The organism is Plantactinospora sp. B24E8 (assembly GCF_039871735.1).
Taxonomy (GTDB): domain Bacteria; phylum Actinomycetota; class Actinomycetes; order Mycobacteriales; family Micromonosporaceae; genus Plantactinospora.
Map to the genome: position 1 here is coordinate 298,788 of NZ_JBDPMH010000002.1, position 22,016 is coordinate 320,803.

At 71.8% G+C, this 22,016-nt stretch carries 16 protein-coding genes; 7 read left to right on the forward strand and 9 right to left on the reverse strand.

All coding sequences use genetic code 11. The features are described from left to right. Positions 1-257: 257 nt before the first annotated feature. The gene (locus ABGB21_RS05175) at positions 258-1,118 is read left to right on the forward strand and encodes a C39 family peptidase (RefSeq protein WP_347653607.1); all 861 of its coding nucleotides are present in this window, start codon (positions 258-260) and stop codon (positions 1,116-1,118) included. 187 nt (positions 1,119-1,305) lie between these two features. Here ABGB21_RS05175 and ABGB21_RS05180 read toward each other — a convergent pair whose 3' ends face one another. The 3 genes from ABGB21_RS05180 to ABGB21_RS05190 form a co-directional block, all read right to left on the reverse strand. After that, positions 1,306-2,079, reverse strand: a complete 774-nt coding sequence (locus ABGB21_RS05180) for a GNAT family N-acetyltransferase (RefSeq protein ID WP_347676553.1) — start codon at positions 2,077-2,079, stop codon at positions 1,306-1,308. A gap of 64 nt (positions 2,080-2,143) precedes the next feature. Continuing rightward, positions 2,144-2,956: an ABC transporter ATP-binding protein gene (locus tag ABGB21_RS05185; protein WP_347653746.1), complete on the reverse strand. Its 813-nt coding sequence runs from the start codon at positions 2,954-2,956 to the stop codon at positions 2,144-2,146. Between the two features lies 1 nt (position 2,957). Continuing rightward, a complete protein-coding gene (locus ABGB21_RS05190) occupies positions 2,958-3,854 on the reverse strand; it encodes an ABC transporter permease (RefSeq protein WP_347653609.1) in 897 nt (298 codons plus the stop codon). A gap of 160 nt (positions 3,855-4,014) precedes the next feature. Here ABGB21_RS05190 and ABGB21_RS05195 point away from each other — a divergent pair, with 160 nt between their 5' ends. From ABGB21_RS05195 to ABGB21_RS05210, 4 genes are all read left to right on the forward strand, one after another. Next, positions 4,015-4,674, forward strand: a complete 660-nt coding sequence (locus ABGB21_RS05195; protein ID WP_347653610.1) for a TetR/AcrR family transcriptional regulator — start codon at positions 4,015-4,017, stop codon at positions 4,672-4,674. A gap of 231 nt (positions 4,675-4,905) precedes the next feature. After that, entirely contained in the window at positions 4,906-6,015 is a 1,110-nt protein-coding gene (locus tag ABGB21_RS05200; protein ID WP_347653611.1) for a DegT/DnrJ/EryC1/StrS family aminotransferase, read from the forward strand. Continuing rightward, positions 6,012-7,007 (forward strand): Gfo/Idh/MocA family oxidoreductase, encoded by a 996-nt coding sequence (locus ABGB21_RS05205; protein WP_347653612.1) that lies wholly within the window; start codon positions 6,012-6,014, stop codon positions 7,005-7,007. The genes ABGB21_RS05200 and ABGB21_RS05205 overlap by 4 nt, the downstream gene beginning before the upstream one ends. Positions 7,008-7,169: 162 nt before the next feature. Beyond that, on the forward strand, positions 7,170-8,807 hold the full coding sequence (locus tag ABGB21_RS05210; RefSeq protein ID WP_347676555.1) for a glycosyltransferase family 4 protein: 1,638 nt from the start codon (positions 7,170-7,172) through the stop codon (positions 8,805-8,807). Positions 8,808-8,917: 110 nt separating this feature from the next. On the opposite strand, the gene ABGB21_RS05215 is transcribed toward ABGB21_RS05210, so the two are convergent. The 6 genes from ABGB21_RS05215 to ABGB21_RS05240 form a co-directional block, all read right to left on the reverse strand. After that, positions 8,918-11,089 (reverse strand): glycosyltransferase family 1 protein, encoded by a 2,172-nt coding sequence (locus tag ABGB21_RS05215; protein WP_347676557.1) that lies wholly within the window; start codon positions 11,087-11,089, stop codon positions 8,918-8,920. Positions 11,090-11,092: 3 nt separating this feature from the next. Then, the gene (locus ABGB21_RS05220; protein ID WP_347653615.1) at positions 11,093-12,532 is read right to left on the reverse strand and encodes a glycosyl transferase; all 1,440 of its coding nucleotides are present in this window, start codon (positions 12,530-12,532) and stop codon (positions 11,093-11,095) included. Positions 12,533-12,642: 110 nt separating this feature from the next. Next, entirely contained in the window at positions 12,643-13,899 is a 1,257-nt protein-coding gene (locus ABGB21_RS05225; RefSeq protein WP_347653616.1) for a nucleotide sugar dehydrogenase, read from the reverse strand. A gap of 50 nt (positions 13,900-13,949) precedes the next feature. After that, on the reverse strand, positions 13,950-15,503 hold the full coding sequence (locus ABGB21_RS05230; RefSeq protein ID WP_347676715.1) for a glycosyltransferase: 1,554 nt from the start codon (positions 15,501-15,503) through the stop codon (positions 13,950-13,952). Between the two features lie 136 nt (positions 15,504-15,639). Continuing rightward, positions 15,640-17,370: a glycosyltransferase gene (locus ABGB21_RS05235; protein WP_347653617.1), complete on the reverse strand. Its 1,731-nt coding sequence runs from the start codon at positions 17,368-17,370 to the stop codon at positions 15,640-15,642. 228 nt (positions 17,371-17,598) lie between these two features. Beyond that, entirely contained in the window at positions 17,599-18,789 is a 1,191-nt protein-coding gene (locus ABGB21_RS05240; protein ID WP_347653618.1) for a hypothetical protein, read from the reverse strand. Between the two features lie 357 nt (positions 18,790-19,146). On the opposite strand from ABGB21_RS05240, the gene ABGB21_RS05245 reads away from it, so the two are divergent. Next, positions 19,147-20,703: a glycosyltransferase family 2 protein gene (locus tag ABGB21_RS05245; RefSeq protein ID WP_347653619.1), complete on the forward strand. Its 1,557-nt coding sequence runs from the start codon at positions 19,147-19,149 to the stop codon at positions 20,701-20,703. A gap of 16 nt (positions 20,704-20,719) precedes the next feature. Next, positions 20,720-22,003 carry a nucleotide sugar dehydrogenase gene (locus tag ABGB21_RS05250; RefSeq protein WP_347676560.1) on the forward strand — a complete coding sequence of 428 codons (1,284 nt, stop codon included), beginning with the start codon at positions 20,720-20,722 and terminating at the stop codon, positions 22,001-22,003. The last annotated feature ends 13 nt before the right edge of the window (positions 22,004-22,016 follow it).

A 22,016-nucleotide genomic window follows, 5' to 3' on the forward strand; every position in this document is an offset into this window, starting at 1 on the left:
AGCGCCCCGACGCGGGCGGCTGCGCGGAACATCGGCCCGGCCCTGCCGGCCCGAACAGGAACCGAGCCGGTCCCTCCGGTGCCGGTCGGCCATTTCCTCCGCGTCCGCGCCGGCCCATGCCGTGTCGAATTAATGGATGAATGATTTCCGCGCCGTCCGCGCGGCATAGCGTCGCATTCTCGACAGCGGACGGAAACGTCGTACCGCCATTCATTTCCGAATGGGTGACGATGCGCATTTCCCCCTGGAGGATAATTGTGAAGCACGCCATAAACCAGCGACTCCGAACCGCCGTGTCCGGTCGACGGAACCGGTTCGCGCTCGCCACGGCGGCGGTCCTCGCCGCCGCCGCGACCAGCGGTGTCGTCCTCGCGTCACAGGACGCGCCGGCCCCGACCGGAGCCGCCACCGTCGCCGTCGCGGAACTCGGCTCCGTCCCGGCCGGTGGTCAGGCCGGCGCGGCGGTCCAGCCGATCACCCCGGCCACCACGGACCAGGCGACTCCGGCCGGCGGCGACACGGCGAGCCCGAGCACGTCGGCGACCGGTGGTGCGAGCCCGACCGGCGAGGCGAAGAAGGCGGTCAAGGCGGAGCCACCCGCGGCGCCGGCGGCGAAGACGCTGGACTACAACTTCCAGGCCCAGACGACCTACTACTACTGCGGCCCGGCCGCCACCCGGATCGCCCTGACCGCCCGCGACCTGTCGCCGAGCCAGGACACCGTGGCGAGCCGGCTGGGCACCACGACCAGCGGCACGAACTCGGCCGAGGACACCACCCGGGTCCTGAACAGCGTCATCGGGACCGACTTCTACCGGACCACGGCGATCTCCGGCCAGTCCGCGACGCCCGCCCAGATGGACCAGCTGCAGGCCGACGTCGTGCACGCGGTCAGCAACGGGTACGCGGTGGTGGCGAACATCGCCGGGTCGGCCGTCGACACGGCCGGCATGGGGCACAGCTACCCAGGCGGGCACTACCTGACCGTGGTCGGCTACCGCGACAACGGTCGTACCGTCAAGATCGCTGACCCGGCGATCCCCGGCTCGGACAGCACCTACTGGATGACCACCATCAACCTGGCGAACTGGATCGCCACCCGGGGTTACTCCGCCTGAGCCCCCGGACCGCCGACATCCCGCCCGCCGGCGTGGCATCCCTCCCCGCCGCCGGCGACACCCCGCCCGGTGAACATCCACCGGGCGGGGTGTCGGCTTTCCGGGGCCGCCGGTCCGGCGGTCAGGGCCAGCGTCGGCCCGGCGGTCAAGGTCGGTAGCCGGCGCCCGTCGGCCCGGCCGGTGGTGGTCAGGCCGGCGTCGGGTCGAACCGAAACTCGCCGTACTCGGCGACCGGGGTGAAACCGAGACGTCGGTAGAGGGCGATCGCGGCGGTGTTGTCCGCCCGGACGTTCAGGGTCACCCAGCGGACCGTGTCGAGCAGCCGCCGGCAGAGCGCGGCCACCGCCGAGGTGGCCAGGCCCTGTCCCCGGGCCGCCGGATGGGTGGTCACGTTGCCGAGCGCGCTGACCTTGTACACCGGTGACCAGACGTGCACCCCGGCCACCGCCAGCAGCTCGCCGTCGCGCCGGATGCCGACGTACTGGCCGGTCTGGACCATCCGCTCGTCGAACCAGTTGCCCGGGTACGCGGCCCGGTAGAGCGCCGTCATCTCCGGCAGGTCGGCGGTGGTCAGCAGTTCGCCGGCCGGGGCGACCCGGTCCAGCCGGCCGGGGTCGGTGAGCGCCATCTTCAGGTGTGGCCCGTACGCCCGCGTCGTGAAGTGCTCCGCCAGCACCGCCTCCCCGCCCGGCGACAGGTGGGCGTAGAAGGTACGGGGCAGGAGCGGGACCACCGCGGTCAGCAGTTCGGCCAGATCCTCGGGGGAGTGGTCCAACGCCAGCAGGGTGGGCTCGCCACCGCCGTGGTAGAGCAGCGCCACCTGCTCGCCGTACCGGTACCAGGTGGTGTACGGCCAGTAGAAGTCGTCGAGGTCGCCGAGTTCGTACGCGTGCAGGTGGGGATCGCGGCCCAGCAGCGCGGCGAGTTCGTCCCGGTCGTGGCTGGCTCGGATGGTCGTCACGGGCCAGATCATGGCACGGGCGCCGCCGGTCCCCGACGACGCCCGTGTCCGCTTCCCGCCGGCACTACGACCGGTTCATGAACTTCTCGTACTCGGCGACGACCTCGTCGGTCGGGCCGTCCGCCCGGATCAGCCCGGACTCCAACCAGATCGACCGCTCGCAGGTGTCCCGGATCGAGGCGATGGCGTGGCTCACCAGGAAGACCGTGCCGGCCTCGGCCCGCAGCTCCCGGACCCGCTGCTCGCTGCGACGCCGGAACCGGGCGTCACCGGTGGCGAGCGCCTCGTCGATCAGGAGTACGTCGTGCTTCTTCGCCGCCGCGATGGAGAACCGCAGCCGGGCCGCCATGCCGGAGGAGTACGTCCGCATCGGCAGCGAGCTGAAGTCACCCCGGTCGTTGATCCCGGAGAACTTGATGATCTCGGGAGCGTACTGGCGGACCTGCGCCGGGGACATCCCCATCGCCAGACAGCCGAGCGCGACGTTGCGTTCCCCGGAGAGGTCGTTCATCAGCGCCGCGTTCACGCCGAGCAGCGACGGCTGCCCCTGGGCGTAGATTGCGCCCTGGTTGGTCGGCAGCAGCCCGGCGATCGCCCGCAGCAGGGTCGACTTGCCGGAGCCGTTGCTGCCGAGCAGGCCGATCGCCTCACCCCGGTACGCGGTGAAGCTGACCCCCTTGACCGCGTGCACCTCACGGACCGTCGGCGCCTTGGCGCCGATCAGCATCCGCCGCAGTGCGGCGACCGGGCTGTTGGTACCGGCGGTGGCGCCCTTGTGTACCCGGTAGACGATGTGCACGTCGTCGACGATCACGGTGGGGATCCGGGACCCGTCGACGGCGGTGGTCGCCGAGGCACTGGTGCCGGCGGTGCTCAGCTCAGCCACGTCCGTACTCCTTCTCACCGCGCCAGAAGTAGACGAACCCGAGGATGCCGGCCAGCACCGCCCAGCCCAGGCCGAGCAGCCAGGACTGGGTCGCCGAGGTGGTCACCGGGGACGACTCCATCATCGCGTGCCGCATCAGCTCGATGTAGACCAGCAGGGGGTTCAGGTGCACCAGTTGGGCCGCCCAGCCCGGCAGGTGGGCCTCGAAGTTCTGCACGCTGTAGAGCACGCCGGAGGCGTACATCCAGGTTCGCATCACGAACGGAACGACCTGCTTCAGATCGGTCGCCTTCGAGCCGAGCCGGGCCAGCGCCATCGCGAGCCCGGCGTTGAAGATCGCCTGGAGCAGGATTGCCGGGATGATCAGCAGCCACTCGAGGGTGAGCGGCTCGCCGTCGATCAGCACAATGCCGGCCAGCACCACGATCGACGCGAGCAGGTGCTGGAACTGGGTCAGGGTGACCGCGATCGGCAAACTGGCCCGGGGGAAGTGCAGGGCCCGGATCAGCCCCAGGTTGCCGCTGATCGCCTGGACCCCGCCGCTGACCACCGACTGGGTGAAGGTGAAGACGAAGAGCCCGGTGCAGAGATAGGCGATGAAGTTCTCGATGTCCCCGCTGGTACCGAGGATGACACCGAAGATCAGGTAGTAGACCGCGGCATTGGTCAGCGGGGTCAGCACCTGCCACAGTCGGCCGAGCCGGGCGTTGCTGAACGAGGCTGCCAGCTTGGCGTTGGCGTAGGCCGAGATGAAGTGCCGGTAGGACCAGAGCTGCCGGATGTAAACGCCGAGGGTGGGTCTCGCGCCGGCCGGGGCGAGACCGTACCGGGCGGCGAGTTGGGCGCCGGTCAGTCCTGAATCGGGGTCGGCTACCGCCGTGGTGGCCATAGCAAGGCGCTCCGATCTGTTCGGGCTTGAAGATGCGCGCGACCCGACAACCGCGTGGCCGGGGGGAGCCGTGGCACGTCGGTCGGTCATCGCTCCGTGGCAACGTAGTCCATCGTACGTCGGGACGCAACCGTACCGTCGCCGCGCTATATTGGCCCACGTGACGACCGACAACCGGCGTGCTCCAGCGGGAGCGGCGGTGCTCCGAGGGGAGATCACCGACGCCATCCGCCGTGCCGTGATGCAGGAACTCGCCGCGGTCGGCTACGGAAGGCTGTCGATAGAGGCCGTCGCGCGTCGGGCCGGGGTCGGCAAGACCGCGATCTATCGACGGTGGAACTCGAAGCTGGAGATGGTGCTGGAGATCGTCTCGCGCGTTGCGGGGCAGAGCCTACCCTTACCGGACACCGGCACCCTAAGCGGAGACCTCGAAATCCTGCTGCGGATCGTGGCCCGCGCCCTCAGGCACCCGCTGGCCTCGCAGATCATTCCCGATCTGCTCGCCGAGGCGGCCCGCAACCCGCAGATCGCGGCGACTCTGCAGGAGTCGCTGCGGGTGAACCAGCGCGACGTCGGCGCCCTGCTGATCGGTCGCGCGGTCGACCGGGGCGAGCTACCGCCCGGCATCGACCCGGACACCGCGATCGACCTGATCGTCGGCCCGCTCTACTGGCGGCTCGCGGTCGCCCGCACCCCGCTCCCGGACGGTCACCTGCCGTGGATGGCCACCAGCATCGCGACCGCGCTCGCCGTCCCGGCACCCGGCACCGTCCCGGCCGTGCCGGTCGACGAGATCGTCGACGTCGCCCTGCCGCGCTGACCCGGCCGCCCGGCCGCCCGACTCTCGTCCCGCCGCATTGCCCCGGAGGCACCGCCGTGCCATCGGGTCGGCGCCGTCCCGCTGTCCTCGCCGCCACCGGCCCGGTCACCTGAACGTCCGGCGGTGGTCACCTTCCCAGCACCGCTTGTTCGGCCAAGACGCACCCACTGTCAACCTGCCCGGGCTAGCGTCGCATCCCCAACGCGACCCCTCAGCAACGGAGGAATGCCCATGGCCGGGCCGAACGCAGACCTGATTCCGCCTGCCAAACCAGTCATCGGAGACGCGGAGATCGAGGCTGCCGTACGGGTGCTCCGCAGTGGCCGGGTGGTGCAGGGCCCGGAGGTGGCGGCGTTCGAGGAGGAGTTCTCCGAGCTGGTGGCCGGTCGGCACTGCGTCGCGGTCAACTCGGGCACCTCCGCTCTGCAGCTGACCCTGATGGCGTTGGGGATCGGCCCCGGTGACGAGGTCGTGGTGCCGGCGTTCACCTTCGCGGCGACCGCCAACGCGGTCCGGCTGGTCGGTGCCGAACCGGTCTTCGCCGACATCGAACCCCACAGCTTCAACCTCGACCCGGACGCGGTCAGCGCGGCCATCACCGCCCGTACCGTGGCGATCATGCCGGTGCACCTCTACGGTCACCCGGCAGCGATGGACCGGCTGATGCCGATCGCGCAGCGGCACGGCCTCGCCGTCGTTGAGGACGCCTGCCAGGCACACGGTGCCGCGCTGGGCGGTCAGCCCGTCGGCGCCTTCGGGAACGCCGGCACCTTCAGCTTCTACCCCACGAAGAACATGCACGCCCTGGAAGGCGGCATGATCAGCACCGCCGACCCGGCGTTCGCCCGTACCCTGCGGCTGCTGCGCAACCAGGGCATGGAACAGCGGTACGCCAACGAGATCGTCGGGGCGAACATGCGGATGACCGACGTGGCGGCGGCGATCGGCCGGGTACAGCTGCGCCAGTTGCCGGAGTGGACCGAGCAGCGGCGGGCGAACGCGAAGTTCCTCGACGCCCGGCTCGCCGGTGTGGTCACCCCGCCGGTGGCGGACGCGGCCCGGCACGTCTACCACCAGTACACCGTCCGGGTCCCCGGGGACCGGGACGCGGTCCAGCAGGAACTGCTCGCCCGGGGGGTGGGCAGCGCGGTCTACTACCCCACCCCGATCCACCGGCTGAAGCCGTACCTGGGCGAGGACGGCCAGCCGGGCCCGTGGGAGCTGCCGGAGACCGAGCGGGCCGCCCGCGAGGTGCTGTCGCTGCCGATCCACCCGTCGCTGACCCCGGCCGAGCTGGAGCGCATCGTCGAGGCCGTGAACGCGGTGGCGGTGACCCGGTGAGCGCGGCGGCCCCACGGCTGCGTGCCGGGCTGATCGGCCTGGGTGCGATGGGCCGCAACCACGCCCGAATCCTGTCCAATCTGGACGGTGTGGAGCTGGTCGGCGTGGTCGACCCGGCCGGCGACACGACCGGCACCCTGCGGGCACCGGTCCTGCGTACGGTGGCGGAGCTGATCGCGCTGAAGCCCGACTACGCGGTGGTCGCCTGCCCGACCGCGCTGCACGAACAGGTCGGTCTGGAGTTGGCCGCGGCGGGGGTCTGCGCGCTGATCGAGAAGCCGCTCGCCCCGTCGGACGAGGCGGCGACCCGGCTGGTGGAGGCGTTCGAGTCGGCCGGACTGGTTGCCGGGGTCGGGCACATCGAGCGGTACAACCCGGCGCTGCAGAGCCTGCGGACCCGACTGGAGGCGGGCGAACTCGGCGACGTCTACCAGGTGGTGACCCGGCGGCAGGGGCCGTACCCGCACCGGATCGCCGACGTCGGTGTGGTGATGGACCTCGCCACCCACGACATCGACCTGACCGCCTGGGTCACCGGACAGGAGTACGTCGCCGTCTCGGCCCGGACCGTGTCCCGCAGCGGACGGGCGCACGAGGACATGGTGGCGGCGGTCGGTCAGCTCGCCGACGGCACGATGGTCAACCACCTGGTCAACTGGCTGAGCCCGCTGAAGGAGCGGTCCACGGTGATCACCGGCGCGCGGGGATGTTTTGTCGCCGACACGCTCACCGCCGACCTCACCTTCTACGCCAACGGGGCGATCGACACCGAGTGGGAGGCGCTGCGGGCGTTCCGGGGTGTCGCCGAGGGCGACATGGTCCGGTACGCCATCCCCAAGCGTGAACCGCTGCTCGTCGAGCACGAGCGGTTCCGGGACGCGGTCGAGGGCAAGGAGAGCGACATCGTGACCCTGCGCCAGGGCCTGCGTACCGTCCGGGTCGCCGCCTCGACGCTGCGGTCCGCCCGCGACGGCAGCACCGTCACGCTCTAGGACCCGCCCGGACCGGTCACGCGTCCCGGGGAGAGCCGGGGTGACCGGCGCCCGCCCCGGAGTCGGCGACCGGTCCGGTCCGACGGGCCCGGAGCGGTTCGTCCGTGCTCCTCGCCCCGGGGTAGCCGGCACACCCACGACACGAGGGAATGGCTGGGAAGAATGACCTCCGACCACAGCGCCCGGGCCACCGGACGTGGGCGGGTCGTCATGCTCGTCGACAACGGCGTGCACGGCGACTCGCGGGTGCAGAAGACGGCCCGGTCGGCGGCCGAGGCGGGCTGGGACGTCGTCCTGCTCGGAGTCCTCGGCGGCCAGTCCGAAACCGACCAGTGGCAGATCGGCGAGGCACAGGTGAAACTGCTGCCGGTGGGCCGCGGCCTGGGGCGGCATCCGACCGTGTTCCAGCGGTCGCTGCGCCGCCCGCTGGCGTATCCGCCCGGCTTTCACGCGGCCTACCGGATCCAGAAGGTCCGGGCGTGGCAGGCCGCCATGCACGAGCGGCGGACGGCGTGGGAGGTCGCCCAGGCGACCGGCGGCGGGCGGTTGCCGGCGATGTTCGGTGGCACCCTCCAACTGCCGGCCCGGCTCACCGCCAAGGCGCTCGCCCGCTGGGTGCGGTTCCGGGCCGGGGAGCTGCACCGGCTGCAACGCAACCAGCAGGATCCGAACACCCTGCTGACCCGGCTCTCCGTCGCCTTCTGGCGCAAGCTGCTCGGCAGCCGCAGTTGGCGCCGGCTGGACCGTGGGCTCTGGGACTACGAGCTGGCGTTCCGCAACGTCATCGACGAGCTGAAGCCGGATCTGATCCACGCCCACGACTTCCGGATGATCGGGGTGGGGGCCCGGGCGGTGCTGCGGGCCCGGGCCCAGGGGCGGCCGACCCGCCTGGTCTGGGACGCCCACGAGTTCGTCGCCGGCGTCAGCGGGCGGGAGGACAACGTACGTTGGCTGCCCGCCCAGGTCGCGCACGTCGAGGAGTACATCCGGCACGCCGACGCGGTGGTGACCGTCTCCGACACCCTCGCCGAGCTGCTCCAGCAGACCCACCGGCTGCCGGCGCGGCCGTACGTGGTGCTGAACGCGCCGGTGGTCGGTCCACCGCCGGCCGACGAGGCGGACCTGGCCACTCCGGACCTGCGTGGCCTCTGTGGGATCGGCCCGGAGACCCCGCTGCTGGTCTACAGCGGGGCGGTCAACGCCAGCCGTGGGGTCGACATCATGGTCGAGTCGCTGCCGGACCTGCCCGGGGTGCACGTCGCGCTGGTGACGCTGACCTCGGGCAGCGCCAACGAGGCGTCCGACCAGCTCCGGGCCCGCGCCGTGGAACTCGGTGTCGGCGACCGGGTACATGTGTTGCCCTACGTCCGGTACTGGCAGGTGCCGGCGTTCCTGTCGGCGGCGGACGCGGGCGTCATCCCGATCCACCACAAGCCCAACCACGAACTGGCGCTGATCACCAAGTACCTGGAGTACTCGCACGCCCGGCTGCCGATCGTGGTCAGCGACGTCCGGACGATGGCCGACACCACCCGGTCCACCGGCCAGGGCGAGGTCTTCCGGGCGCAGGACCGGGCGGACTACGTCCGTGCGGTACGGGCCGTGCTGGCCGACCCGGACCGGTACCGTGCCGCCTACGACCGACCGGACCTGCTGGTGAACTGGACCTGGGAGGCGCAGGCCCGGGTGCTCGACGACGTCTATCGCACCCTGACCGGCCGTACCCGCCCGACCCGGACGGATTCGACCTGGGCCGACGCCGGTGCCGAGGGCCGGCCGCGGGTGGCGGAAACCGTCTGAGATTCCGGTGCCGGGCGGCTGTCCGGTACTTCGGGGGCCGCCCGGCGCGTACTGACCGCGCGTCGGGCGGCCCTCCGGTTCGTCACCGGTCGGGACGGCGACCGTTCAGTTCACTGCCCGCCCCAGCGGGGTGCCGCTGCTGGACGTGCGCCCGAGGGTCCGCCGAGCAGCAGTCGGTCGAAGTCCCGCTGGACCACACTCCAGTCCCAGTGCGCGAAGACGTACGCCGCCGCCTCCCGACCGGCGTCCTGCCAGATGCGTTCGGTCTCGGTCACCGCCAGGATCCGCGCGGCCGCCTGCTCCGGGGTGTCCACCACCCAGTCCGCCGGATAGAGGGTGTCCGCGCCGTGCCGCCCACCGGAGTAGAACGGCCAGTTCCGCACCACCGGCACGGCGGCACTGGCGGTCCCCTCCACCACGGCGTACGGGGCGCCCTCGCTGACCGAACTGCTGAGGATGACGCCGACCTGGGTGAGCGCCCCGGCCACGTCCCGGGTCTGGCCGAGCCGACGTACCGCGCCGGTGGACTCCAGCTCGACGAGGTCCCGCTCGTACGCCTCCCGGTACCGTCGGGCGGCCGGGCTGACCTCGGGTTTGATGTCGGAGCCGATCAGCAGCAGCCGGTAGCGCGGATCGTGCGCACGGAGCAACCGCAGCACCTCGATCGCCCAGCGGGGGTCCTTCGCCACCGCGCCGATGCCGAGGACACCGACGGTGAACCGGGCCGCGGCGTCCTTCGGGGCGACGTAGTTCCGCAGGCTCATCGCGTTGGCCAGGACGTGGGTCCGGGGCGCGTCGGGGCCGGACAACCGGGGTACGGCCGCCATGGTCAGTTCGCGCATGTGCTCGGAGACGAAGACCAGGTCGTCGACCCGGGAGAAGTCGATCAGGTGCGGCCAGACGGAGAACGCCTCGAAGCGGTGCAGCCGCACGATCACCCGGGTGTTTCCGGGGTCGGCGAGGGTGAGCATGGCGGCGGGGGCCGCGCACCAGTCCACCAGGATGGTGTCGGCCCACGCCAGGTGCGGGCCGAAGATCTCGTTCGCCTGGGCGGTGTACCGGGAACCACCGGCGAGACCGTCCGCGACCAGTCGGGCCCGGGCGTTGGTGAGGAAGGTCCGGAGCGGCTCCTCGGTCAGGTCGAGGCGGCGGACCTCCACCTCCGGCACGGTCTCGTAGTGCCGGCGGATCGGGTCGACGAAGTGGTCGTTGAGGCCGGTGGCGACGAGCAGCCGGAGTGGACGGTCGGTCGGCGGCGGTCCGGCCGTCCCGGACCGGCCCCGGGGTGCGGCGAGCGCCCGTCCGACCGCACTGTTGTGGTACGGACCGAGGTAGCCCGCCGGGTCCTCGGCGATGGGTGAGGAGAGCGTGTCGATGTGCAGCGCCCGGTTGAAGATCCGGTCCAGTACCCGACCCGTCGCCGCGATCGCGTTGGTGAGGTCCTTGGCCCGGTAGAGCGCGTCGGCGGTGGCCAGTTCGCCGGCCACCACCGTCTCCAGGTGTTCGGGCCGGCGCCCGGCGGCCAGTTCGGCGTCGACCAGCGGAGTGAGCAGCTTCGCCCGGACGCCGGGGTTTTGCAGGTGGCGGGTGGCGGCGGTGGCCACCCCGGCGGCGCTGGCCCCGTGTCCGGCCTTCTTCATGCTCTCCTGGACCCGTTGGGCGAGCCGGGCCCGGGGGCTGTCCGGTATGCCCGGCATCCCCAGGGCCGCGGTCCAGACCTGACGGGCGGCCCGGACCCGCATCACCTTCCGGCCGGTGGCGCCCTCCACCACCGTCCGGGCCAGGTCCTGGGTGTTGCGCCGGGCGTCGGCCACCAGCAGCCCGAGCGGGGAGACGGTACGTCCACGGGTGGGCGCCGACACCGGCCGGCTGTCGCCGAGCCGCTTCTCGACGGCGGTCAGGGACGGCGCGAGACCGTAGACGGCGTCCGGTTCGGGGTGGCGCTGCGCCAACCGCCAGACCAGGTAGACCGCCTGCCAGTCGAGGGCCACCAGGATGTCCGCCTCCTGTGCACGGCGGCGCAACCAGGGATCGCTGCGGACGTTGAGCCACATCCGCCGGGTCGGTTCGGCACGCAGCACCGGGCGGCGCAGACCCCCGCGTGGTGCCGAGGTCGGCAGGGCGTACGCCTCGGCCAGCCCGTCCAGCGCCGGCAGCCGGTTCAGCGGAAAGTAGCAGCCGAGGTGCACGATCGCACCGCGTTCCCGGAATTCTTCCAGGGCCTCGAGCAGGACGGCCGGCCGGGGCGGCGCGGCACCGGCCAGGATGAGCACGTTGACCATGGGTTATCCCTCGTGTGGCGGGGTGTGGGACCGGGCGGGGTTGGCCGCCAGCAGTGCCGGGCGGACCAGGCCGGTCACGTGCCGGACCGCGGGCGCCAACTGGGCGCCGCGGGCGAACTGCTCGGCGCTGGCCCGGGCCTTGGCCCGGTCGGCGTCCGTCGCGGTGAGCGCGATCCGGGCGGCGTCCCGGAACGCGGCGGCGAGCCGTTCGGGTTCCAGGCCGACCGCTCCGGTCCAGAGCGGATAGCTGGACAGCACCGTCGAGGCGTCGTGCTCGGCCTCGTGCGCCGACACCACCGGCAGCCCGGACGCGGCGAGCTCGTAGACCTTGCCCGAGGTCATGAACCGCCCCCCGGTCACCATCAGCACGAGCGCGTCCCAGCGCCCGTACGTCTCGGCGACCTCGGCCTTCGGCACCGGTCCGCCGCTGACCACCCCGTCCGGGGCGGCCTTCTTCAGCAGCTCCATGTGCAGGTTGTCGCCCCGGGCGTACCCGGCACCGATGTGTCCACGGACCTCGAAGGTGGCGCGGGCGAGGAGCGGGTCCTCGCGGCGGGCGGTCCGCCAACCGTCCAGCACCGCCTCGAGCAGGGCGATCGGGAGGTTGAGAGCACCGAGGTAGCCGAAGGTCAGCGGATCGTCCGGTCCGGGCCGACGGACCTGGGCGGGTACGCTCTCCGGGTCGTAGCCGTTGCGGACGGTCCGGATCCGGTCGGCCAGCTCCGGATAGCGCTCCCGGTAGAACCCGGCGATGGGGTCGTTGACGAACCAGAGTGAGATGGCCTGGCCGAAGACCTTCGCCTCCCACTGGCCGGCGACCGAGGTCTTCGGGAACGCCTCACCGCCGTTGATCACGTCGAGGGACCAGCCGTCGCGGAAGTCGACCACGTACGGGACCCGGGCCTCCTCCCACAGCCGCCACGCCCCGGTCAGGGTCACGTACGGCGTGGACGTGGAGACCAGCAGGTCGACCGGACGCTCTCGGTGGATCCGGAGCACCGCCTCCTCGATGGCCGGGCGCCAGGCGCCGAAGATCCGCTCCGGGAACAGCCGGGTGGAGCGTTCCCTCAGCTCCCTGAGCCACCGTCGGGGATCGATGGCGCGGGATTCGGGAAAGGCCCGGATGTCCGTCTCCAGGTCCTCGCGGGCCAGCGGAAGTTCGACGACCCGGACCCGTGGATCGACCCGGGCGGTGAGGCTGTGGTCCAGCCCGTACTCCCGCTCCCAGGCGGCGGCCACGAGGGTGACCACCGTGACGTCCCAGCCGACGGCACAGAACTGGTTGGCGGTCTCCAACAGCCGGTAGGTGGAGCTCTTCGCAGCCGGTGGGAACCCGATCGCCAGGTAGACGAGGTGTGGGCGGGACGGATCCCGCCCGACGGGCCGGGCGAACCCTGCTGTCCCGGGTGTCGTTGCCGGCGGGGAACCAGGTCCACTGTTCATCACTGTCGCCGATCTCGCATGAGGGGATTCGTCGCCGATCTCTTGTCTGCCGGGAAAGTCGACGTGGCCGCCCCGACGCCGTACCGGCGGAGCGGCCACGTCGCGTTGGGTCAGAGGCGGTACGAGTTGTCGCCGGTCGTCACGCCACGGGTGTCGAAGAACCGCTTGGCCACGCCCGCCAGGTGCTCGGCATCGTAGGCGCGGTGGTTCTGCACCAGGATGGCCAGGTCCGCCTCGGCGGCGGCGGCGTCGGGGTCGTCCACCCGCTGGACGTCGATTCCGGGCGCCCGCCAGTCGTGCACGTACGGGTCGTGGTAGCTGAGCTTGGCGCCGAGGCCGGCGAGCAGCCGGGCCAGCGGGACGGCCGGCGACTCGCGCTGGTCGGCGATGTCCGGCTTGTAGGTCACGCCGAGCAGCACGACGCGCGCGCCGTTGGTGGCCAGGCCCGCGTCGTTGAGGATGTTCTGGGCCCGCCGGGCGACGTAGTTCGGCATCGTGGCGTTGATCTCCTGGGCCAGCTCCACGAACCGGAACGGGTAGCCCAGCTTCACCCGGACGTTGTGGCTCAGGTAGTTCGGGTCGATCGGGATGCAGTGCCCGCCGACGCCCGGGCCCGGGTAGAAGGCCTGGAAGCCGAAGGGCTTGCTGCTCGCCGCTCTGATCACGTCCCACAGGTCGATGTCGAGCTCGTGACAGAACCGGGCCATCTCGTTGACCAGGGCGATGTTGACGTGCCGGTAGGTGTTCTCCAGCAGCTTCGCGGTCTCCGCCTCCCGGGTCCCCCGGGTCCGCACGATCGTATCGACGAACCGGCCGTAGAGCTCGGCGGCCCGTTCGGCGCAGGCCGGGGTGTGTCCGCCGACCACCTTCGGGGTGTTGTGCGGGCCGTACGTCTGGTTGCCCGGGTCGATGCGCTCGGGGGAGAAGGCCAGGTGGAAATCGACGCCGGCGGTGAGCCCGCCGGCCTCCAGGATCGGCCGGACCACCTCGTCGGTGGTCCCGGGGTACGTCGTGGACTCCAGGACCACCAGCATGCCGGGCCGCAGGTTGCGTGCCACGGTGTGTGCGGCGGAGCGGACCGCGGTCAGGTCCGGTCCGTGGTCGTCGCCGAGCGGGGTGGGCACGCAGATGATCGCGGCCCGCGCCGAGGCGATCTCGGTCTCGTCCGAGGTGGCCCGGAACCCGCCGCTGAGCATCGTGGCGATGTCGCCGTCGGAGAGGTCGTCGACGTGGGAACGTCCGGCGTTCAGCCCGTCGACGACCCGGTTGTCGACGTCGAAACCGAGCACGGACGCCCCGGACCGGACCGCCTCCCGGGCCAGCGGGAGGCCCACGTAGCCAAGCCCGAGAATCACCGCATCAGTCATTTTCCATCCCTAGAGCTGTGGTCTGTGGTACCGGGGGACGTAGGGGCGGGTCACTGCCCGACCAGCACCGTGACGTCCGGTTGGTCGATGGCCGGGGCCCCGACCGGGCCCGCCGGCAGCCGGTGCGGCGGCGCCAACCGGCGGTACAGCCGGTCCTGGACCACCGCCTGCGCCTCCCAGGTCCACGCCGCGAGATCGATGGACCGGTACGCCGCCCGGTACCGCTCCGGATCGGCGACGATCGCTCGCACCGCCCGGACGTACTCCTGGACGTCGTCGACCCGGAAGACCTCGCCCTGACCGTTCTCCCGGGTCGTCGCGGCCATCGTCTCGACGTCACTGACCACGATCGGCAGCCGCGCGTGCGAGTACTCGAAGAACTTGGTAATCAGCTGGATCTCGTGGTTGAGCCAGTGGTGGATCGGGATGACCCCGGCCGTCGCCGTGGAGAGGAACCGGACCACCTGGTTGTGCGCGACGTACGGCAGCACGTGCAGCCGGTCCGCCGCGCCCAGCTCCTTCGCCCGGTTGACCAGGCCGGTCAGGTACGGGCCGTGTGGGTCGTTGACCACGAACGCGACGTGCACCCCGGGCAGCTGCGGCATCGCCTCCACCATCACCCCCATGCCGCGCTGGGCCGCCGCCGCGCCGCTGTAGACGACGAGCGGCGTCTCCGGGCCCAGCCCGCAGACCGTGCGGATGTCCGCGGTGCTCTCGTCGAGCGGTGCCGAGACGTCGGCGGCGTTCGGTGTGTTGAGCACGACGGACGGCAGCTCCGGCAGGGAGTAGTCCCGCCGCAGCAGTTCGGCCAGCCGCTCCGACACGGTGATCACCGCGTCGACGTGCGGTGCGTACTCGCGCTCGTGGGCGTGGTTGGCCGGCATCCACCGGTGGTGGTTGGCGCGGGGCTTCACTCCGGGCAGGTACTCGTGCACGTCCCAGATGAGCTTGATGTCCCGGCCCCGGGCCCGGGCCCGGATCTTCGCCCGGGCGCCCACGCCGAGCATCCGGAAGTCGTTGGCGTAGATGATGTCGGGCGCCAGGGCGTCGACGGTCTCGCCGTAGGCCAGCTCGAAGTCCCACAGTTGTGGTTCGAGCCGCCGCCACGCCCGTACCCCGAGTACCTTTCGCCAGAACAGGGTGTAGGCCCGGTCCCAGGGGCTGCGCAGCGAGTTGCGCAGCCGTTGCGAGGTGGTGAGTTGCCAGTAGCGGAACGAGACCCACTTCTTGACGACCTTGGCAGCGAGTTCCCGCACCCGCAGCCCGGCCCGCCGCAGCGGCCCACCGGAGCCGCCGGCCAGCAGTGCCCGCCGTACCGCCAGGTCCGCCTGCCAGGCTCGGACCGCCTGGGCCCGGTGCGCGGCGATCCCGGTCGGCGGGTACGCGAACGGCGCGACGAGCCAGTGCCGCCGGTACTCGTGCCGGCGCTGGCGCAGCGGGCTGGGCATACGCAGGAGCTGGACCTGCGCCTCGCCCAGACGCCAGCTCGCCGGTTGGCCGGTCTGCGAGCGGCCGAGCAGGACGACGTCCCAGCCGGCGTCGGCCGCCGACCGCGCGGTCTTCTGCACCCGCGAGTCGCCGTTGACCCCGTTGTCGACGAGCATCACGATCCGGGCCGGCGCCGTCGGCGCCTCCGTCCCCGTCGCGACCATTGGTCCTCTCCTCCTCATCGCCGGGTCGGACCGCTGCTGTCGAGCAGACCGGTCCGGTCCCGTACGCCCACGCTGGTACCGGCCGCGCCTAGCGCGCGTCCGGCTTACCGCCCGCTGTCGCGACTGCGGTACCGCTTTCGCCCGCCGTGCCAAGGATCAGCTCGTCGAAGCCGGGCTTCACGACCTCCCAGTCCCAGTTGGCGATGGCGTGGTCCGCCGCCGCCTCGCGGATCGACCGCCAGCTCTCCTCGGTGGCGGTGGCCACGCGGATCCGTTCAGCCGCTTCCTCCGGGGTGTCGACCACCCAGTCCTCCGGGAAGAGGGTGCGGGCGCTCGCCGGCTTGCCGGCGAAGAACGGCCAGTCCCGGACCACTGGTACCGCGCCGCTGGCCGCGCCCTCGATCAGCGCGCAGGGGGCGCCTTCCCGGACCGAGCTGCTGACGATGACCCCGACGTCGCGAAGCGCCTCCGGGACGTCGTCGTGCTGGCCCATCCGGACTACGGCGCCGGTCGCCTCGAGGTCGCCGATCTCGGCCCGTAGATCCGCCCAGAACCGGCGGGTGTCCGGGTTCGTCTCCGCCCGGACCTCGGTGCCGAAGAAGAGCAACCGGTACCGCTCGTCGTGTCCGCGCAGGTGGCGGAGCACCCGCACCGCCCAGCCGGGGTCCTTGGCGATCGCCTTGACGCCCACCACCGCGAGGGTGAAGCGGGCGTCCGGCCGTTTTGGCCGCCGGAACGACCGCAGGTCCATCGAATTGCTCAGTACGTGCAGCCGGCATCCGCCAGAGGTGAATCCGGGTACGGCGGCGAGTGCGAGGTCGCGTAGGTGGTCGGAGACGAAGACGACGTCGTCCACCCGGGTGAAGTCCATCAGGTGGGGCCAGAGGGCGAACGCCTCGAAGCTGTGCAGCCGGGTCACGATCCGGGTTGACCCGGGATCGACCAGGGTGAACAGGACGGCTAGCGGGGCGACCCAATCGACGAAGACGACGTCGGCCCATTCGACGTGCGGGGTGAGCCACTTCCGGACCCGGTCGCCGTACGTCGACCTGCCACGCAGGATGTGCTCGACCATCGAGCGGGTGTCGTTGAGCAGCGGAACGTGTTCTCCGCCGTCCTCGCCCGGGTCCAGGAACCGGAGTTCGACGTCGGGACGCGCGTCGAAGTGGCGCCGGAGGGTCTTCAGGAAGCCGTGGTTGCCGTACGTGGCGATCAGTAGCCGCAGCGGCCGGTCGGTCGGAACCGGTCCGGGTACGCCGGTGCGGCCCCGGGGTGCGGACAGTGCCTGGACCGCAGCGCTGTCGTGCCACTGGGCGAGGAAGCGTCCCGCGTCGGCGGCCAGCGGCGACGACATCCGGTCGAAGTGCAACCGTCGGTTGAACAGCAGCCGCTGGACGGCCAGTATCGAGGCGGTCGCCCGGCGGGCGTCGCCCGCGGCGAGTAGTCCGTCGGCGACGGCCAGTTCGGCGGCGACCGCCGCCGGCAGGCTGGGGGGCGTGCCGTTCTCGAGTTCGGCGGTGGCCTGCCGCAGCAGCAGGTCGGCGCGGAGCCGACGGTCGTGGACCCGGGACAGCGCGACCCGGGCGGCGCGAACCGCCTGCGCCGACCGGCCGGCGCGCAGCAGGCTGGTCTGGAGCTGGCCGGCGAGTTCGCTGCGGGTCCGCTCGGGAAGTCCCGGCGCCGCCAGTACCGCCGTCCACAGCCCGGACCCCACCCGGGACCGGACGACCTGCGGGGAGGCGGTCAGTCGCAGCCCGACTCGGGCCGACTGGGCGGCCCGCTGCCGGACCGAACGGGCTGCCGCGCGTGCGAGCCTCATCGCCGAGCTCCGGTCGCCGGCACGCGGGCAGGCAGAGAAGCAAGGATCATTGTGGCGCGGCTCCCTGGTGTTGGTGTAATGTTCACCCTGGCGTAATGTTGCAGTCGCTGGCTCGGCTCGCCGTGCGCCGAAGCCCCGTGCCGTCAAGCGCGTCGAGTTTGCCACAGCCCCCCACCGCCGGCAACGGTGGAGTTCACCGCGTCCTGTGGCCGGTCAGCGCTATCCGTGCTACGGCGACCAACGCCAGATCAACATGAGATACCCGCCGAAACCGGCGGACATCACCAACAGGACACCAACCGCGAGCCAGGCCACGAACCGGTTGGCCCGGGCGAGCGCGGCCGCCGGCGGCAGCAGGAGCGCGAAGGCGGGCAGCAGGAACCGCGCCTTGGAGTGGAAATAGCCGTCCGCGCCGATCGTGGTGGCCAGCAGCACGCCGCTGAACAGCCACAACTGCCAGGGCTGGCGCTGCCAGAGGCTGCACGCGAGCAGAACGACGGCGGCGATCAGCACCACGCCGACCACGTAGAAGGCCAGGTTGTCCAGCTCCAGCTCCGACGGGCGGCTCAGGTACCGGTAGCCGGTCTCCAACGTGTAGCCGCCGCCGTCGTACGACATCGTCCAGAGGGTGTTCTGGATGTGGAACCAGCCGTCCAGGCGCCCGGTCTCGGTGGCGACCCAGAGCAGGTAGCCCAGCCAACCCAGCGGTGCCACCAGGAGCGCCGCCAGGGGGCGCCAGCCGTCCCGGCGGCGGACCAGCGCGATCAGCGCCGCCAGCCCGACCACCCCGATCAGCGCGGTCGCGGTCGGCCGGGTCAGCCCGGCGAGCACGGTCAGTCCGCCGGCCACGAGCCAGCGCCGGGTCAGCAGCGCGTACAGCGCCCAGCCGCAGAGCGCGGTGAACAGCCCCTCGGTGTACGCCATCGACTGGATGACGGCGTGCGGCAGGCAGCCCCAGAGCACGGCCAGCAGGATGCCGGCCCGACGCCCGTACAGGTGGTCGCCGACCGCGAAGAGCGCCCAGGCCGCCGCGAGCGCACCGAGCCAGCCGACCACCACGCCGGTGCCGGGGAAGCCGAACGGCGAGACGGGTTCGAGCAGCGCGACCAGGCCGGGGTACAGCGGGAAGAAGGCCAGGTCCTTCGGGTGGTACGGCCCGGTGTAGCCGTGCTCGGCGAGCCGGAGGTACCAGTCGGAGTCGGCGTGCGCCAGGGCCCGCACCGGGTCGCGGTCGGTGGCCAGCGCCCAGGCCACCAGCACGCTGACTCCGAGCAGCCGAACCGTCAGGTACGCCGCCAGCGCCGGCCAGGCCCGCAGCAGCGCCGACCGGCACCGGGCGACAAGCGGTGGCGCTGTCCCGGCGGCCGGTCCGGCGGCCGGGGCACGATGAGGCTGCTGTTCAGAGAGGGTGGTTTCCACGTCCGTCCTATCCGGGTGGCTGTCCGGGGCCGGGGCACGAAGGGGTGGCGACGCGTCGGCGGCGCCGACCGGCGGGGTCGGAACCTAGCACGCGACCGTTAACGTCCGGCGATGTCGAGCGACCCGGCGAGGGGCCGCCGACCCCGACCGACCGATACCGTCAGACAGGCGTGAAGGGCGACGAACCGACCAGGACACCCGCTTCCGGTTGCCGTACACTCGCCGAGGTTCTCTGGAGTGGCCCGGTGGGAGAGGCAGCGACACGGATCATGGACGGGTACGAGGCTGAGCCGGTCGGCCCACTGTCGTGGGCGTAGCACCGATGAGACCTCTGCGTGACGTGGCGGGGATCGTGGCGTGAGCGTTCCCGACGTCAGCGTGGTGGTGGCGGTGCACAACACCATGCCCTACCTCACCAGGTGCCTCAACTCCCTGGTGCGCCAGAGCATCGGTCGGCACCGGATGGAGATCATCGCGGTGGACGACGGGTCCACCGATGCCAGCGGTCGGGAACTGGACCGGTTCGCCCGGCTGTACCCGGAGACCGTGAAGGTCGTCCACCAGCCGTACTCCGGCGGTCTGGGCGCGCCGAGCAACCGTGGCCTGGAACGGGCCAGCGGCCGTTACGTCTTTTTTGTCGGCGCCGACGACTACCTCGGTCGGGAGGCGCTGGAACGCCTGGTCACCGCGGCCGACGCGTACGGCTCGGACGTGGTGTTGGGCCGGGTGGTCGGGATCGGCGGCCGGAGCATCGACCAGAGCGTCTTCGCTGGCAACGAGGTCCAGATCGGACTGTTCGACTCGGCGCTGCCCTGGTCGCTGTCGAACACCAAACTGTTCCGGCGCACCCTTGTCGAGCGCTACCACCTGCGTTTCCCCGACCTGCCGGTCGCCGCCGACCAGCCCTTCACGCTCGAGGCGTGCCTGCGGGCGGCACGGGTCTCGGTGCTGGCGGACTACGAGTTCTACTACGCGGCACGCCGGGTGGGCGCCGGCAACGCCACCTACCGGGCCGGGCACCTGGACCGGCTGCGCAGCATCGAGCGGATCGTCGCCGTCGTGGCCGGGCTGATCGAGCCTGGCAAGGAACGCGACGCCGTCCTGCTGCGGCACTTCAGCTGGGAGATCGCCCGGCTGTTGGAGGACGACTTCCTCGACCTCGACCAGCCGGTGCAGGAGGAGGTGGTGGCCGGGGTCCGCGCCCTGGCCGAGCGCTACCTCACCGACCACATCCGGGCGCAGTTGGAGATCGAGGCGCGGCTGCGGATCTCCACCGCCCAGCGCGGCAGCGTCGAGGACGTGCTCGCGGTCATCCGGCAGGACGCCGAACAGGGCGTACCGCCAACGATCATCGACGGCACCCGCTGGTACGCCGGCTACCCCGGCTTCCGCGACCCCCGACTGAACATGCCGGACGAGTGGTTCGACGTCTCCGAGGCGGCGCCGGACTGGCTCGCCCGGCTGGAGGCGATCGTCGCCACCTGGGACACCTGCCCGGACGGTGAACGGGCGCTGACGATCATCGCCCGGACCCCCCGGCGGGATCTGATCCCGCTCACCTCCGGTCCGATCGGGCTGACCGCTGGCGAGATCACCGGGACCACCCTGGAGACGAACCGGGACAAGGGCGGCACCACCCTGCGGGCCCAGTTCCGGTTGGGCCTGCTGCTCGACGGCGTGCCGGCCGCCGGGCGGCTGCACGCGGTACGGTCCCAGTTGACCGCCTTCGGTGCCGTCGGGTCGGCGCCGCTGCGGGCACCGATCCGTCCGCCGGTCTCCCGGCTGGTGGTCCGGCAGGGGGCCCGGTTCTTCCTGGTCACCCCGACGGTGAGTCACCGCGGCCAGTTCGTCATCGCGATTACACCTGTTACCCCCCGACGCGTCATCCAACGGTTACGGCGGAGGCGACCGTAGGCAGCAGCATGGCGCCATGAAGATTTGCGTCGTCGCCCTTGGAAAGATCGGCCTGCCACTCGCGGTGCAGTTCGCCGACAAGGGGCACTCCGTGGTGGGTGCCGACGTGTCCGAGCGGGTGGTACAGCTGGTCAACGACGGTGCCGTACCGTTCCCCGGTGAAGCCGACCTGGACGTCAAGCTCAAGGAGGCGGTGACCGCCGGCCGGCTGGTCGCGACCACCGACACCACCGCGGCGGTCGCCGAGGCCGAGGCCGTGGTCGTGGTGGTGCCGCTCTTCGTCGACGCCGACGGGGTGCCGGACTTCGGCTGGATGGACGACGCGACCCGGGCCATCGCCGCCGGACTCAAGCCCGGCACCCTGGTCAGCTACGAGACCACGCTGCCGGTCGGCACCACCCGCAGCCGGTGGGCACCGATGCTCCAGGAGGGCTCCGGACTCACCGTCGGCCGCGACTTCTCCCTGGTCTTCAGTCCGGAGCGGGTGCTGACCGGCCGGGTCTTCGCCGACCTGCGCCGCTACCCGAAGCTGGTCGGCGGGGTGGACGAGGCCTCGGCCCGGCACGGCGTCGAGTTCTACGAGGCGGTACTCGACTTCGACGAGCGCGCCGACCTGCCCCGGCCCAACGGGGTCTGGGACCTCGGCTCGGCCGAGGCGTCCGAGCTGGCGAAACTCGCCGAGACGACGTACCGGGACGTCAACATCGGGCTGGCGAACCAGTTCGCCCGGTACGCCGACACCGTCGGGGTGGACGTCATCAAGGTCATCGAGGCCTGCAACACCCAGCCGTACAGCCACATCCACTCGCCGGGTATCGCGGTCGGCGGACACTGCATCCCGATCTACCCCCGGATGTACCTCTGGAACGACCCGTCGGCCACCGTCGTCCGGGCCGCCCGGGAGGCGAACGCGGCGATGCCGGAGTACGCCGTCGACCTGCTCGGCGCCGCGGTCGGTGACCTGACCGGTGTCGAGGTGCTGGTGCTCGGTGCGGCGTACCGGGGCGGGGTCAAGGAGACCGCGTTCTCCGGGGTCTTCCCGACGGTGGACGCACTACGGCGCCGGGGCGCGAAGCCGTACGTCTCGGACCCGATGTACACCGCTGGGGAGCTGACCGCGCTCGGACTGCCCGCGTACGACGGCGAGCCGGTGACGGCGGCGGTGATCCAGGCCGACCACGCCGAGTACCGGACCCTCGGCGCGACCGACCTGCCGACGGTGCGGGTGCTGGTCGACGGCCGGCGGGTGACCGACCCGGCCCGCTGGTCCGACGTACGCCGGCTGGTCATCGGCGGCTGACCGGGCCGCCACC